Source organism: Acinetobacter sp. 231_lipA (assembly GCF_058243005.1).
Genome location: NZ_JBZAYU010000001.1, coordinates 270,643 through 286,060, shown reverse-complemented (window position 1 = coordinate 286,060; position 15,418 = coordinate 270,643). Strand labels below are relative to the sequence as shown.

16 protein-coding genes are annotated in these 15,418 nt (G+C 40.8%); 11 read left to right on the top strand and 5 right to left on the bottom strand.

What is annotated here, in order from left to right:
• The first annotated feature begins 112 nt into the window (after positions 1-112).
• Complete coding sequence (gene yaaA / locus AC4CUX_RS01475) at positions 113-892, top strand: peroxide stress protein YaaA (RefSeq protein WP_004696136.1); 780 nt, start codon at positions 113-115, stop codon at positions 890-892.
• 15 nt (positions 893-907) lie between these two features.
• Positions 908-1,534, top strand: a complete 627-nt coding sequence (locus tag AC4CUX_RS01470) for an HD domain-containing protein (protein ID WP_004696137.1) — start codon at positions 908-910, stop codon at positions 1,532-1,534.
• Here AC4CUX_RS01470 and AC4CUX_RS01465 read toward each other — a convergent pair.
• Positions 1,531-2,958, bottom strand: coding sequence for a cryptochrome/photolyase family protein (locus AC4CUX_RS01465; RefSeq protein ID WP_201951939.1), 1,428 nt, complete (start codon positions 2,956-2,958; stop codon positions 1,531-1,533). The two genes, AC4CUX_RS01470 and AC4CUX_RS01465, sit on opposite strands and share 4 nt — an antisense overlap.
• A 227-nt stretch (positions 2,959-3,185) precedes the next feature.
• Here AC4CUX_RS01465 and AC4CUX_RS01460 point away from each other — a divergent pair, with 227 nt between their 5' ends.
• The 4 genes from AC4CUX_RS01460 (at position 3,186) to AC4CUX_RS01445 (ending at position 6,604) form a co-directional block, all read left to right on the top strand.
• Positions 3,186-3,383: a hypothetical protein gene (locus AC4CUX_RS01460; protein WP_227557032.1), complete on the top strand. Its 198-nt coding sequence runs from the start codon at positions 3,186-3,188 to the stop codon at positions 3,381-3,383.
• Positions 3,384-3,795: 412 nt separating this feature from the next.
• Complete coding sequence (locus AC4CUX_RS01455) at positions 3,796-5,118, top strand: NCS2 family permease (RefSeq protein ID WP_004696144.1); 1,323 nt, start codon at positions 3,796-3,798, stop codon at positions 5,116-5,118.
• 67 nt (positions 5,119-5,185) lie between these two features.
• Positions 5,186-6,187 carry an adenosine deaminase gene (locus AC4CUX_RS01450; RefSeq protein ID WP_114837584.1) on the top strand — a complete coding sequence of 334 codons (1,002 nt, stop codon included), beginning with the start codon at positions 5,186-5,188 and terminating at the stop codon, positions 6,185-6,187.
• 54 nt (positions 6,188-6,241) lie between these two features.
• A complete protein-coding gene (locus AC4CUX_RS01445; RefSeq protein ID WP_114837583.1) occupies positions 6,242-6,604 on the top strand; it encodes a hypothetical protein in 363 nt (120 codons plus the stop codon).
• A gap of 26 nt (positions 6,605-6,630) precedes the next feature.
• Here AC4CUX_RS01445 and AC4CUX_RS01440 read toward each other — a convergent pair whose 3' ends face one another.
• On the bottom strand, positions 6,631-7,185 hold the full coding sequence (locus AC4CUX_RS01440; RefSeq protein ID WP_004696150.1) for a cytochrome b: 555 nt from the start codon (positions 7,183-7,185) through the stop codon (positions 6,631-6,633).
• A 236-nt stretch (positions 7,186-7,421) separates the two neighbouring features.
• Here AC4CUX_RS01440 and AC4CUX_RS01435 point away from each other — a divergent pair, with 236 nt between their 5' ends.
• The 3 genes from AC4CUX_RS01435 (at position 7,422) to rnhB (ending at position 8,940) form a co-directional block, all read left to right on the top strand.
• The gene (locus AC4CUX_RS01435) at positions 7,422-7,799 is read left to right on the top strand and encodes a hypothetical protein (RefSeq protein WP_078389498.1); all 378 of its coding nucleotides are present in this window, start codon (positions 7,422-7,424) and stop codon (positions 7,797-7,799) included.
• Between the two features lie 137 nt (positions 7,800-7,936).
• Positions 7,937-8,299, top strand: coding sequence for a hypothetical protein (locus AC4CUX_RS01430; protein ID WP_078389499.1), 363 nt, complete (start codon positions 7,937-7,939; stop codon positions 8,297-8,299).
• A gap of 62 nt (positions 8,300-8,361) precedes the next feature.
• Complete coding sequence (rnhB, locus tag AC4CUX_RS01425; RefSeq protein WP_201951936.1) at positions 8,362-8,940, top strand: ribonuclease HII; 579 nt, start codon at positions 8,362-8,364, stop codon at positions 8,938-8,940.
• 57 nt (positions 8,941-8,997) lie between these two features.
• Here rnhB and csrA read toward each other — a convergent pair whose 3' ends face one another.
• The 3 genes from csrA to alaS all read right to left on the bottom strand — a co-directional run bounded on the left by csrA (position 8,998) and on the right by alaS (position 13,566).
• Positions 8,998-9,252 carry a carbon storage regulator CsrA gene (csrA, locus tag AC4CUX_RS01420; protein ID WP_004696158.1) on the bottom strand — a complete coding sequence of 85 codons (255 nt, stop codon included), beginning with the start codon at positions 9,250-9,252 and terminating at the stop codon, positions 8,998-9,000.
• Positions 9,253-9,525: 273 nt separating this feature from the next.
• The gene (locus AC4CUX_RS01415; RefSeq protein ID WP_005400573.1) at positions 9,526-10,806 is read right to left on the bottom strand and encodes an aspartate kinase; all 1,281 of its coding nucleotides are present in this window, start codon (positions 10,804-10,806) and stop codon (positions 9,526-9,528) included.
• 66 nt (positions 10,807-10,872) lie between these two features.
• Entirely contained in the window at positions 10,873-13,566 is a 2,694-nt protein-coding gene (alaS, locus tag AC4CUX_RS01410) for an alanine--tRNA ligase (protein WP_171355056.1), read from the bottom strand.
• Positions 13,567-13,959: 393 nt separating this feature from the next.
• Between alaS and gap the strand changes: the two genes are divergently transcribed.
• Complete coding sequence (gene gap / locus AC4CUX_RS01405; protein ID WP_490792117.1) at positions 13,960-14,994, top strand: type I glyceraldehyde-3-phosphate dehydrogenase; 1,035 nt, start codon at positions 13,960-13,962, stop codon at positions 14,992-14,994.
• Positions 14,995-15,107: 113 nt separating this feature from the next.
• Complete coding sequence (locus tag AC4CUX_RS01400) at positions 15,108-15,413, top strand: hypothetical protein (RefSeq protein ID WP_004696167.1); 306 nt, start codon at positions 15,108-15,110, stop codon at positions 15,411-15,413.
• Positions 15,414-15,418: the final 5 nt, after the last annotated feature.

Here is a 15,418-nt window from a genome sequence, read left to right as displayed (position 1 = left end):
TATAACAGGAGAATGGGCTAGTTTAACCGTTTATGCTTATTAAAAACACAGATTGGCAATAAAATAAGTCTACTGATATAGTCTGTTTAATTGTTTTTTAATCAGGTTATCTATGCTTGCCCTTGTTTCTCCTGCCAAAACTTTAGATTACCAAACTGCTTTACCAACCGATGCGTATACACAACCCAGATTGCTACAACATTCCCAAGAATTGATCGAAGTTAGTCGCAAACTGTCAGCAAGTGAAATTGCAAGCTTAATGAGTGTCAGTGAAAAAATTGCCACCTTAAATGTCGATCGTTTTCGCGATTGGCAGCCAGAATTCAACTTTGCAAATGCCCGACAAGCTATGTTTGCTTTTAAGGGCGATGTCTATACTGGTTTAGATGCTTATCATTTGTCAGAGTCGAGCATTGAATACGCACAGCAACATTTAAGAATGCTCTCTGGGTTATATGGTTTGCTACGTCCATTGGACTTGATGATGCCGTATCGTTTAGAGATGGGAACTAAGCTAGCTAACCCACGCGGACATAATCTGTATGAGTTTTGGGGCAATCACATTACCGATTTAATTAACCAAGATTTAGAACAGGCAGGTTCGAAAATTTTGCTGAATATTGCTTCGGATGAATACTATAAATCTGTGAAAGAAAGCAAAATTCAAGCAGAAATTATTAAACCTGTGTTTTTAGATCAGAAAAATGGCAAATATAAAGTCATTAGTTTCTATGCCAAAAAAGCGCGTGGTTTGATGGCGCGTTATATGATTGAAAACCAAATTGATCAAATTGAGGGGTTAAAATCATTCCAAACAGATGGTTATTATTTTGATGCAGATAGCTCATTAAAAAGTGAGTTGGTCTTTAAACGAGATGAACAGGCAGCATAACGAAAGGGCATTCCAATGGTGCAGTATACAAAACAGTTTCAGGACTATTGGGCGCTCACCGCAAAGCAATTGAGTTTGGATGACGATACCACTCAAAAGTTCCATGCCTCGCTGTATAACGCCTATAGTGAAGTACAGCGGCATTATCATAGCATTCAACATATTGTTGAATGTTTTGAGCATTTTCATCAGATCAAAACCTACCTAGACGATCCTTTGTCTGTTGAGTTGGCCATTTGGTTTCATGATGTCATTTACAACCCGCAAGCACATGATAATGAGCAGCAAAGTGCCGACTATATGCAACGGATGCTTAAAAATGTGCTTGGAGCTGAGCAAATTGCAAAGCTCTACGCATGGATTTTGGCAACAAAAGCACATGCACCGACAGTTGACACTGATTTGGCTTATTTATTGGATATTGATCTGGCTATTTTAGCCAGTGATCCTATGCGTTTTGCTGAATATGAACGCCAAATTCAGCAAGAATATGCTTGGGTTGAGCCCGCACTTTATGTGCAGAAGCGCCAGCAAGTGTTAAGGCACTTTTTAGAAACGCAACCACTGTACCAGACGCCATTTTTCCAAAAGTGCTATGAGCGTCTTGCTAAGCAGAACTTAGCCCAAACTTTAGGTGTTTAAAGCCCTTTAAATGCTTCGATGGCACGAACACGACTGGATTTTAAATCGACGATTGGTTTGGGGTAGTCCAAATCCATATTCTGCTGCTTCGCATAAGGCTCATGAATGTTTTTGGCATCTAAATGTGCAAGCTCTGGCAGCCACTGTCGAATATAATCACCATTGCTATCAAATTTCTGAGATTGGCTCACAGGGTTAAAGACTCGGAAATAAGGCACAGCATCGGTGCCCGTGGAGGCACACCACTGCCATCCGCCATTATTGGCAGCTAAGTCACCATCAGCCAAATGTTGCATAAACCATTGCTCGCCCAGACGCCAATCAATCAACAAGTTTTTAGTTAAGAACATTGCGACAATCATACGAACACGATTGTGCATCCAGCCTGTCGCAAGTAGTTGTCGCATACCTGCATCCACAATTGGAATACCAGTACGACCTTGTTGCCACGCGTTTAAATCTTCAGGCGAATTTCGCCATACAATACGCTGTGTATTGGCTTTAAATGGCCGATGTTTAGAGACATGTGGAAAATCAAATAAAATATGCTGATAAAACTCTCGCCAAAGTAATTCATCTAACCAAGTCTGCTGACCTGTGTTATCAATCATAAATTGGCCGTGTTGAGCACGAAACAGGGCATTGAGACACTGTCGAATCGACACGATCCCGAGATTTAAATAAGTTGAAAGTTGACTGGTGCTATTTAAAAATGGAAAGTCTCTCTCTTTTTGATAGTCACTAACTTTGTGATCAATAAAATCATCGAGCATTGAAAGCGCATATATTTCCGTTTCAGGCCAATAGGCTTTAATTTGATTTAACTCATTCGTATTCACATCAATCAGTGATTCAATGTGTGGAATGGCTGTATTTAAATCGGCAGGAAGGTGTATAGGTTGCTGTGCAGAAGGGAGAGGGTAGCACTGCGGTAAGCCAATATTTAAGCGCTCATAACAGGTTTTTTTAAAAGCGCCAAAGACTTGATAGGGCTTACCAGATTGGTTACGAATACTGTTTAAGGGAAAGAGGATTCGATCTTGGAAGAGCGTAAATTCAATGTGTTGCTGATTTAAGCATTGTTGAACTTCGGCATCGCGCTTAAGCTCATTCACGCCCATTTCGATATTTGCAAAGATTTGTTGTACTTGCAGTGTATGACATAAAGATGAAAGCTGACGTGGAATATCTTGCCACAGCGGAATATTTAGAATGAGCAAAGGAATATTCAGCTGAGCAAGGCTCTGTTTTAAATCGTGCAATTGTCTGACATATAAATCAATTTTTACAGCTGCATCATGATGTAATAGCCACTGTTGTGGGGATAGGATCACTAAAGCCAGCATAGGTCCATGTTGGCTTGCATGCCAAAGTGCGGCATGGTCGTGTATGCGAAGATCTTGTCTAAACCAAATTATGTTCATAAAAGGTTAATCAACTGTAATTTTTTGAAATATAAAATATTACAAAATTGAGCACTTTGATCATATTTTTTCTCACTCATTTAATTTAATCTTATGTTATTGAAATAATTAAATCAGAAAAAACTATAAAGTGTGAAGATACTTTTTATCTGATAAATGTGTGGCCCTTTGTATTATTTGTTATGATTTGTAATCATGCTAAAGCAGTTGTGGATATTGTGAATGTCATGAAAAAAATTCTAATCCCTATTTTTGTGGCTGCTGTTTGTTTGCTTGGGTTTGTTGTTTTTCAGGATACAGAAACGAAAAAACAGCAACAGTTGAATCAACTCATGAACAGTACTGAGCCTAAAGTGCAAAAGTTGAGTCCTCTCTCAAAGGCAAAGGTCGTGCCTGAAAAAGTCAATAGCTCGTTTTCAAAGTGATGCTGAAGCAATAATCGATCAGGTCTCCATTAAAGTACTTTGACGCTTAAGATAGAATAAAATCATGTGTAAATGACTTATCATGTTGAATTTTAATTAAAAATAAATTTAAAACAATTAAAAATCAGTGTGTTATAATTCGCGCCAAGATATATTGAATTTTAGATTTTGAGTCTAAAATGACGTTTTTGTTGAAAGCTGCATACAGTTTATGCGGCTTTTTTGTTTAGGTATATATGGTTCGACCCTGCGTTTGAACCATTCATGGCTAAATAAACTTTTCCTGAATTGAGGAAATTTGGCATATTCATTGCTTTAACTTCCAGAAATTTAATCAGATTTTCATCATACTGAGTGTCGAAATTTTTTGGCAGTTATACAGTTTTAAAAGTTTATTTACAGGGGCTAGGTCATGACGACTCCTAATCCATCTTCAGAAAATATGCTCGAGCGTATGTTCAAACTGAGTGAAAATAAAACCAGTTTTCGTACAGAGCTTCTTGCAGGTGTAACCACATTCTTAACTATGTGTTACATCATTATTGTGAATCCAATGATTTTATCCGAAACGGGGATGGATCATGGTGCTGTCTTTGTAGCGACTTGTCTTGCAGCCGCAATTGGCTGTTTGGTTATGGGTATTGTTGCAAATTATCCAATTGCATTGGCACCGGGTATGGGCTTAAACGCTTACTTTACCTATTCGGTGTGTATGGGTATGGGTGTGCCTTGGCAGACTGCTTTAGCTGCAGTGTTTGTATCAGGTTTGGTGTTCATTGCGATCAGTATGTTTAAGATCCGTGAAGCCATTGTGAATGCAATCCCAATGTCGCTTAAGCTTGCGATTGGCGGCGGAATTGGTTTATTCCTTGCGTTGATTGCTTTAAAAAATGCAGGCGTTATTGTGGACAATCCAGCGACTTTGGTTGGATTGGGCGACTTAAAGCAACCGACGGTTCTTTTGGCTTTATTTGGCTTCTTGATGGTGGTTGTACTGCATCACTTTAAAGTGCGTGGTGCCATTATTATCAGTATCTTGGCTTTAACTGCAATTTCAACAGCCATGGGCTTAAGCGAGTTCAAAGGTGTTGTTGGTGAGATTCCATCAATTGCTCCAACATTCATGCAAATGGACTTTGAAGGCCTATTTACAGCAAGCTTAGTGGGTGTCATTTTTGTATTCTTCTTGGTCGATTTATTTGACTCAACAGGTACATTGGTGGGTGTGTCACACCGTGCAGGCTTACTGAAAGATGGCAAGCTTCCACGTTTGAAAAAAGCATTATTTGCAGACTCAACCGCAATTGTTGCAGGTGCAGCATTAGGTACATCTTCGACAACACCATATATTGAGTCGTCTGCGGGCGTTGCTGCTGGTGGCCGTACAGGTTTAACCGCAGTTGTGGTCGGTGTGTTATTTATCTTATGTTTGTTTTTAGCACCCTTAGCTCAATCTGTACCCGGTTTTGCAACAGCTCCAGCATTGTTATTTGTTGGCGTGTTAATGATTCAGGGGATTACCCATATTGATTGGGATGATATTACTGAAGCCGTACCTGCGTTCTTAACCATTGTATTTATGCCATTTACCTACTCAATTGCAGATGGTATTGCGATGGGCTTTATTAGCTATGCATTGGTTAAATTGTTCACCGGTAAAGCGGCGACTGTACCGTACATGGTGTGGATTGTAGCTGTGCTTTGGGCATTAAAATTCGCGTTATTTGGTGGCTAATTCATCAAATAGTGATAAGGGTGTAAACTCAGTTTACGCCCTTTTTTATTTTTAAAGAGGAAAAGTTATGAGTCAATTGGAGCTCATTCGTGCTTTACCAAAAGCTGAATTGCATGTGCATATTGAAGGGACATTTGAGCCAGAACTCATGTTTGCAATCGCACAGCGTAATCAAATAGACATTCCTTATAAGTCGGTTGAAGAAGTGAAACAGGCTTATAATTTTCACAATCTACAATCATTTTTAGACATCTATTATGCAGGCGCAAATGTACTGATTCATGAGCAAGACTTTTATGACTTGGCTTGGGCGTATTTTGAAAAATGTGCAGAAGATCGTGTAGTACATACCGAAATGTTCTTTGACCCACAAACGCATACAGACCGTGATATTGCTTTTGAAACAGTGATTAATGGTCTGCAACGCGCATGTGATGATGCCAAGGCAAAATTTGGCATTAGTTCGCATTTGATTATGTGTTTCTTGCGTCATTTAAGTGAAGAAGCAGCCCTTGAAACTTTAGCGCAAGCATTGCCTTATAAAGATCAAATCATTGCTGTGGGCTTGGACTCAAGTGAAGTTGGGCATCCTCCTTCAAAGTTTGAACGTGTCTTTGCTAAAGCACGTGAAGCAGGCTTTTTAGTGGTGGCACATGCGGGTGAAGAAGGTCCAGCAGAATATGTGTGGGAAGCTTTAGATTTGCTTAAAGTGAATCGTATTGACCACGGTGTGCGTTCTGAAGAAGATCCTGTATTAATGCAGCGTTTGATCGCAGAGAAAATGCCACTGACAGTTTGTCCACTCAGTAACTTAAAGTTATGTGTCGTTGACGATATGGCACAGCACAATATCCGCCGTTTGTTGCAACAAGGTGTGCAAGTAACAGTAAATTCAGACGATCCATCGTACTTTGGTGGTTATATGAATGATAACTTTATTGCCATTACAGATGCGTTAGACTTAACAGCAGCTGAGCTAAAACAATTGGCGTTGAACTCTTTTGAAGCGTCGTTTATTTCGGCAGAAGAGAAGCAAAAATGGGCGGCTGAAATTGTAGCCATTGCTTAATCTAATGTCCTTTTAAAGACAGAGTTCGCTCTGTCTTTTTTATGTGAGGTCGATATGAAAAAAATCATTGCATTGCTTGTGGTTATTTTTGTGCTCTTTGCAGTTTATTTGCTCAAAACGGATATTGGGTTAACGCAAAAACTACTAAAGCCTGTGGTGGTGTATCAGTGCGGTGTAGAGCTTGAAGCGACAAGGTTGTGGAAAGTCAGTACAGCATTGCTTGGTGAAGAGAAAAAGAATCAGCTCCAAACGCAAATCTGTGGTTGCGTGGGTGAAAATGCGTTAAACGATATTCCAGCAACAACTTTGTTGCGCGCAGTGGTTGATGAACAAGTCAAAAAACAGGTGGTACAACAGGGTGTGTTGAATACGCTGAAAGGATGTGTGGTGGATGAAGTCCTAAAAGCAACAGATTGATGCTTTTAGGCTAATTCAACTTGGTCTTACTTTGCTTGTTTGGTCATGCTATTTAACACATTATCTTTATCAATAAAGTGGTGTTTCAGTGCTGCTGCAATATGACCCACTAACAGCAATCCTGCAGCCCATGAAATCCAGATATGTAAAGGTTTCACGATCGCGAGTAATTCAGGGTTGTCTTGTACTAAACGGGGAATTTCAAAAAGGTACAATACAGGTGCAGGGTGCCCAGCACTCCAGCTAAATAAACAGCCAGTAATTGGCAAAGCCAACAAAATGAAATATAAAGCCAAATGACCGAGGTGTGCCATTTTTTGCATTAACGGCGACATACTGTCTGGAAGTTTGGGTGCAGGGTGGGTATAACGCCAAAAGATACGAATCACTACTAGAAAGATAATCGTGGTTGCAATGTTCTTATGTAAGGTAATGACATCCCCTTTAAAGCTACCATCAGCATCATAACTGAGGAAGTTTCCGCTATAAAACCCAATCAGCCAAGCAGCAATAAAGATAATTGCCATGAGCCAATGCAGGATTTGAGCAGTACGCGTGTAATGGGTATTTGCCGAGTTCATTAGATTCACATCCATTTTTATGCTGCGCTATTTTATAGAACTATAGATAGGTCAAAAATGTAGTAGATGCAACATAGCGTTGATATTCTGCAACGCTGTACAGACCAGTGGCGCATGTCTGATCTAAAACTGTGCAATAAGCGAAAGATATTAAAATGGCATGGAAATAGTGTTTCCGTAAATAGCAAAGATTCGGCAAAATACGCGCACTTTAACTGTTATAAATGGATAACTCCGTGAAAAAAATGATTGCAGTGCTTGCTCCTTTGGCTTTGATCCTTTCGGCTTGTACAACGACTGATATAGCAACGACCAATACGACGACCACCACACAACAACTGGGTACAGCAGCGCTTAAAATTGCCATTAATGCAAAATGTACGACTGAGTTGAATAATCTGCCAGCATGGAAAACAGCAACCAAATTTATGACGGCTGATCAAAAAACCGATATTCAAACCGAAATTTGTGGTTGTGTCAGTGAGAAAGCCCCACAAAATATTACCGCTGTCGATGTGGCAACAGCGGCCATTGACCCTGCGGCGCGTACAACCATTATTAGCAATGCTGTGACGAAAACCATCAATGCATGTGTGGCTGAAGTGGTGAATTAAGTTGTGATATATCAAAGAAGCGGGGGACATGCCTCGCTTCTTTGCGGTTTTTTGTACTTTTTGGCGTTTATCTTTTATATTGATGTGAATAATAACAATTGAAGCCTGATTTCTTTTACAACAAAGGGTGTATCTGTATGAAAAATGATAAGTTAATTCTCTGTTTGTTTGGCTCGCTTATGCTTTCCGCGTGTGTGTCGAATCCTTTATCTAGCTCAGATGATGATGGAATTTCGGCTATTAAAATGGCCTCACATGCAAAATGTATGGATGAAATCGAAACTAATCCGACATGGGTTGTGGGCAGTAAGCTGTTATCTGAAGACCAAAAACAGAAGAAAAAACGTGAAGTCTGCAACTGTGTGGGTGATAACTCGCCCAAAGTGTTGTCTAAAGAGCAGTTGGCTTTGGCGGCAATTGATCCCAAAGCAAAGGCAACCTATAGCGCTTTAGCAGCAACAAAAACAACAGCCACATGCGCCTCTGAAATGCTAAACTAAGCCAATAAATTGTTAAGTTTTTAAAATGGCTGTTGATCAGCCATTTTTTATGAGAGTAGAAAATGCAAATTGCAGGTGCAGATGAGGCAGGGCGCGGCCCTTTGGTGGGTTCAGTGGTCGCTGCTGCGGTAATATTAGACCCGAATAACCCGATACAAGGGTTAAATGATTCCAAAAAACTGACCGAAAAAAAACGTGAAAAACTTTTTGTCGAAATTAAGGAAAAAGCATTGGCATGGGCGATTGCTGAGGCGAGTGCTGCTGAAATTGATGAGATCAACATTTTACAAGCATCTTTGCTTGCGATGCGCCGCGCGGTTGAACAGCTTGCAATACAGCCTGAACATGTCTTGGTTGATGGTAATAAAATTCCACAATGCTTGAGTATGAGCTGTGAGGCAATTGTGGGTGGGGATGCTTTACATGCTGAAATCTCAGCGGCGAGTATTTTGGCCAAAGTGACACGTGATCATCAAATGATTGAGATGGATCGAAAATATCCTCAGTTTGGATTTGCCAAACACAAAGGTTATCCAACCAAAGCGCACTTTGAAGCGATTGCTGAACATGGGGTTATCGACGAGCATCGTCGTAGTTTTGGGCCTGTAAAGAAAGTGATCGAGGTACTTGAGCAAAAATAGACTGGGTAAAAATTTAAAGCGGCCAATCGGGCCGCTTTATATCTGAATGTTTCAATCTTAACGATTGAAATTATTCTGCTGTGAACCTTCATCTTCAAATGCAGGCTGGTAATCCTGATCAAGATGTTGAAGATGTTCATGCATTGCACGTTCATGCTGAATGCGTTGATAAATCTCTTCACGATGTACAGATACTTCTTTGGGAGCATTGACACCAATACGAACTTGGTTGCCTTTGACACCAAGTACAGTAACACTTACTTGATCCCCAATCATTAATGTTTCACCGACGCGTCGGGTCAAAATCAGCATGTTTATCTCCTTGCAAAACGCTAAACCTGCAGTTGTACTAAAGTAAAATACATAATTTTTTGTATTTAAAAAAATTTAAACAAATGTTTAATACAACCGCATGACACTTGAATTTTTAGATATCTAGTGACATTAGGTATAACATTCATCTAAATTTAAGAAAGCCTCGGGCTTAATATAACAGAGCCACTATAGAAAAAACTATAGTGGCTCCTGATTTTTGTAGTCTTTTGCAAAAACTGTCAGACAATGACAAGTTTTTCGCAAGATTGCTTAAGCACGTGCGCTTGATTCACCGTGTTCACGGTCTAAACCGAAAGCAGTGTGTAGAGAACGTACAGCAAGTTCTAGGTAGTTTTCTTCAATAATCACAGAAATTTTGATTTCTGAAGTTGAGATCATCAAAATGTTGATGCCTTCATCAGCCAAGGCAGTGAACATTTTACTTGCAACACCCGCGTGTGAACGCATACCAACACCTACGATTGACACTTTAACAATGTCGTCACGTGTAGCAACTTCGCGCGCACCAATGGCTTGAGCAGTTTCTTGAAGAATTTTTGTTGCTTTTGCAAGTTCGCCGCGGTTTACCGTGAAGGTGAAGTCAGTTGTACCATCTTCTTCAACATTTTGGATAATCATATCCACTTCAATGTTGGCATTACCAATTGGCGATAAAATTTTAGATGCAATACCTGGTTCATCAGGAACACCTAGAATCGTAAGTTTAGCTTCGTCACGGTTAAATGCGATACCAGAGATAATTGGTTGTTCCATGTTGTCTTCCGCCTCAGTGGTGATTAGTGTTCCGACGTTCTTTTTAAATTCTTCGTCGAATGCGCCATCATCGTCATTATCAAAACTTGATAATACGCGTAAAGGCACTTGGTATTTTCCTGCAAATTCAACCGAGCGAATTTGTAGAACTTTTGAACCAAGTGATGCCATTTCCAGCATTTCTTCAAATGAAATACGGTCTACTTTTTTCGCTTTTGGTGCAACGCGTGGGTCAGTCGTATAAACGCCATCTACATCGGTATAGATTTGGCATTCATCTGCTTTTAATGCCGCAGCAAGTGCTACACCAGAAGTATCTGAACCGCCACGGCCGAGGGTGGTGGTGTTGCCATCGGCATCGAAGCCTTGGAAACCAGCAACCACGATCACACGACCGGCATCTAAATGCGCAGTCATGGTGTCAGTATCAATTGATTCGATACGTGCTTTAGTAAACGCATTGTCCGTTTTGATACCGACTTGGCGACCTGTAAGTGACTTAGCTTCAACGCCAATAGAATTGAGCGCCATTGCTAACATTGAAATCGTTACCTGTTCACCCGTAGAAACCATTTGGTCTAATTCTCGTGGGTCAGGGGTTTCGGTAATGGCTTTCGCTAAAGCAAGTAGACGATTGGTTTCGCCACTCATTGCTGATACAACCACTACAACCTTGTGGCCGTGGTCATGCCAACGCTTTACACGACGAGCAACATTTAAAATGCGCTCTGGAGTACCCATAGAGGTACCGCCATATTTTTGAACGATTAATGCCATAGTTGTTCCATATAAACCATGACCCTGAATGCATCATTCAGGGTCAGTTACACAAAAGGTGAAGTTTTATTTCGCTTCAAGCCAAGCAGTTAAATCTGCCATCACTGTTGCAAACTTCTCGTTTAGTGGCGCGCCACCTTGTGCTAAGTCAGGTTTGCCACCACCTTTACCACCGAGCTCAGTTGCTAGATGTTTGATGATGTCACCTGCTTTAATAGAAGCAGTAAAGTCTTTTGCTACAGATGCAATCAGGCTAACTTTGTCACCTTCAACACCAGCAAGTACGATGACTGCATTTTCTAATTTTGATTTCACACCGTCATGTAGGTTGCGAAGTGATTTCGCATCCATGTTTTGAACAGTCGTGATTAGCGTTTGACGACCCGCAAGCGTTTGAACTTGGCTAAGCAGTTCAGCAGCTTGGAAGCTGGCAAGTTTTTGATTGAGTTGCTCAATCTGCTTTTGCAAGCTTGATGCTGTGTCGACTAAGGCTTCAACTTTTTCTAAAGTTTGGTCTTTTTGAGCTTTTAGTAAACCATTGATGGTATTGATATCACGGTCAGCTTTTTGAGTAACTTCAATGGCTTTGGTACCCGTTACCGCTTCAATACGACGTACACCCGCAGCTACACCACCTTCAGAAGTGATTTTAAACAAGCCAATGTCGCCTGTGCGTTTAACGTGAATACCACCGCACAGCTCGATTGAGAAGTTTTTCTCTTCAATGATTGAACCCATTGAAAGTACACGAACTTCATCGCCATATTTTTCACCGAACAACATCATCGCACCTTTTGCTTTAGCAGATTCGATGTCAAGAAGTTCAGTACTTACTGCTGTATTTGCAATCACTTCAGCATTGACTAAGCGTTCAATTTCTTGAAGTTGTTCAAACGAAACAGGCTGATCGTTGGCAAAGTCAAAACGTAAGATGTCTGACGCAACCAATGAGCCTTTCTGTTGTACGTGCTCACCTAAGATTTGACGTAGTGCAGCATGCAAAAGGTGAGTTGCAGAGTGGTTGCGCGCAGTTGCAGCACGGATGTCTGCTTTAACTGTTGCTTCAACATTTTGAGCAAGCTTAATGCTACCTACAGTCACGATACCTTGGTGTACAAAAGCGCCGCCCGATTTCTTGGTGTCCTGGACTTCAAAAATACCTGTGTCGTTTTTGAAAATACCCGTGTCACCAATTTGACCGCCGCTTTCTGCATAGAACGGGGTTTGGTTCAGTACGATGAGGGCTTCGTCACCTTCAACCACTTCATCAACTTGTTCGCCATCTTTATAGATCGCGATAATTTGACCTTCGCCAACTGTTGCGTCATAGCCGTCAAACTGAGTTTCGCCTTCAACTTTAACAACAGAGTTGTAGTCAATGGCGAATTTACCTGCATCGCGTGCACGTTGACGTTGAGCTGCCATTTCAACTTCAAAGCCAGCTTCATCAATGGTTAAATCACGTTCACGAGCGATGTCAGCAGTCAGGTCAGTTGGGAAACCGTAAGTATCATACAGTTTAAACACCACTTCACCTGGAATTACAGAACCTTTCAGTTGAGCCAATTCACCTTCAAGCAATTTCAAACCTTGCTCTAAGGTTTTAGCAAATTGCTCTTCTTCTTTCAGTAATTGCGCTTCAATACGTGCCTTTTGTGCTTCAAGTTCTGGGTAAGCTTGACCCATCACTTCAATTAAAGGTTGCAACATTTTATGGAAGAATGAACCTGTTGCACCCAGCTTATTACCATGACGTACTGCACGACGGATAATACGGCGAAGTACATAACCACGGCCTTCATTTGATGGGTTTACACCATCAGCAATCAGGAATGAACATGAACGTGCGTGATCCGCAACCACTTTAAGTGATGCAGGGTACTGAACAGGTGTACCTTTTTCGCGAGCTTCTGCTTCAAGTGCAGCGGTATCTAAACCAATAATTTCAGCGGCCGCTTTGAGTAAGTGCTGGAACAGGTCAATTTCGTAGTTTGAGTTAACGTGTTGTAAAACTGCAGAAATACGCTCTAAGCCCATGCCTGTATCAACAGAAGGCGCCGGAAGAGGGTGTAATACGCCATCTGCAGTGCGGTTGAACTGCATGAAGACGTTGTTCCAGATTTCAATGAAACGGTCGCCATCTTCTTCAGGTGTGCCTGGTAAGCCACCCCAAATATGGTCGCCATGGTCAAAGAAGATTTCAGAACATGGACCACATGGACCTGTATCACCCATTGCCCAGAAATTATCTGATGCGTATTGGCCGCCTTTGTTGTCGCCAATACGGATAATACGGCTAGCATCTAAACCAATTTCTTTGTTCCAGATGTCAAATGCTTCGTCGTCAGTGTGGTAAACCGTTGCATAGAGTTTGTCTTTAGGCAGAGCTAACCAAGCTTCACCAGTGAGAAAATCCCATGCAAATTTGATTGCATCACGTTTGAAGTAGTCGCCAAATGAGAAGTTACCTAACATTTCAAAGAAGGTATGGTGACGTGCGGTATAACCGACATTGTCTAAGTCGTTGTGTTTACCACCTGCGCGGACACACTTTTGTGAAGACACTGCACGTACATAATCACGTTTTTCTAGGCCTAAGAAACAATCTTTAAATTGGTTCATACCCGCATTGGTAAACAACAAAGTAGGGTCGTTGGCGGGAACTAGAGAACTCGACGCGACACGTGTATGTCCTTGCGATTCAAAGTAGCTTAAAAAAGCTTCGCGGATTTCAGCTGATGTCATAAAACGAGTACTCACAACCAAGTCACTCCATAATTTTCGATTTGGCTAATAGTAGCTGAAGTTAGTCTTATTCTAAATACGCTGACTTCAGATACTGGCTTAAAAATTTTAAAACGCCAAATTATAACGGAAAAAGGATATTGCACCAATCACTTTAAGGCGAATTGATGACATTTCTATGTATTCGATAGTTCTAAGATTTTGCTTGTTATTGTTGGATATTTATATCATTTCATGGAAATGAGCTGATTGGTCCGAGGTGGTTAGGTAGATCAATTTATGACTTAAGGGTTCATATTCATCATCTTCACTGATGGATGATAGAAAAAGAAAGCTTAACCAAATCTGTATAAATCCATTAATATAGGCCTGATTTATCTTTCATCATTTTATAAATAAGGGCAAGTCATGCAACGAGTGGCGATAAATGGATTTGGTCGAATCGGACGTAATGTACTACGCGCTTGGTTTGAAAATCCAAAGAACTTTCAGTTTGAAATCGTCGCGGTAAATGATGTAGCAGATGTAGAAACCTTATTGCATTTATTTAAATATGACACCACGCATGGGCGCTTTCCGGGAAAAGTCGATTTAAGTTATGAAAATGAAAGAATTTATTTACATTTTTCTAAAGATCAAGCGCAGCTCAAAGTTGAAGTCTTGCGTCAGGCAAACCCGCAGGATTTACCTTGGTCAAGCCTCCATGTAGACGTGGTTCTAGAGTGCACAGGTTTATTTCGCTCGCGTGAAGCAGCAACAGGGCATATCAGTGCAGGTGCAAAGCGGGTCATTATTGGCGCGGCACCTTTTGACTCGGTTGATGCCGCCATTGTGTATGGGGTGAATCACCATGAGGTCAAAGTCAGTGACCAAATTATTTCCAGTGTGTCATGTACTACGCAGGCCTTAGTGCCTTTGGTTAAAATCATTGATGATGCTTTTGGAATTGATACTGCGCTCATGACCGAAATTCATGCAGTGACTGCCGATCAGTCTGTATTGGATCATGCGCATCGTGATTTAAGACGTGCTCGTGCTTCAAGTCAAAATATTATTCCCACCACATCGTCAGCGCTTGGTGCTTTAAAACAAGTCATGCCAAAAATGGCCGATCGTATCGATGGTTATTCGATTCGTGTGCCAACCATTAATGTGGCGGCAATTGATTTGACCTTTATTTCGCAAACACCAATTACCGACCATAAAATTAATGAAGTGCTGATTCAAGCGGCGAAGTCAGACTACCGTGAAATTATGGATGTGACGGATGAACCTTTGGTATCTTCGGATTTTAATCATTCACCCTATTCACTTATTGTTGATTTAACGCAAACCATGGTGGTGGGGCATCAAGCTAAAGTCTTTGCGTGGTATGACAATGAGTGGGGCTATGCAAACCGCTTATTAGATTTGTGTGAATCTTTTAGTGCGTTAACTACCTAAAGGTCTTTATTTTTAAGCATTTTTACTCTGAAAACAAGATGATAGGCATAGACCGAATACAGACTTGTGGTTATCATGAATCTATAAATGAAAAATAATGTAGAGTGGTGCTTATGTTGATCTTAATTTGGGGATTTATTTTGCTGTTGGCGGTCGCTGTCGTATTTTTAATTTGGTTTCAATTTAAAAATCAGGCAGATAAAACCGATCCAAGCGTAGAGCAAAATCAACTGCAAGAAAAAGTACATCATCTTGAAGAAAATTTAAAAAAGACCTTGGAAATTATGCAAGATCTTGCAAAAAAGATGCATGTGCAACAGGAAGTGATCGAGCAGACCACGTCTAAGTTGCAAAAAGTTGAGCTACAAAATGCTGAATTGGTGAATATTCTCGCTAAAGCCGTACAGCCTGAGCGCTAAAAATT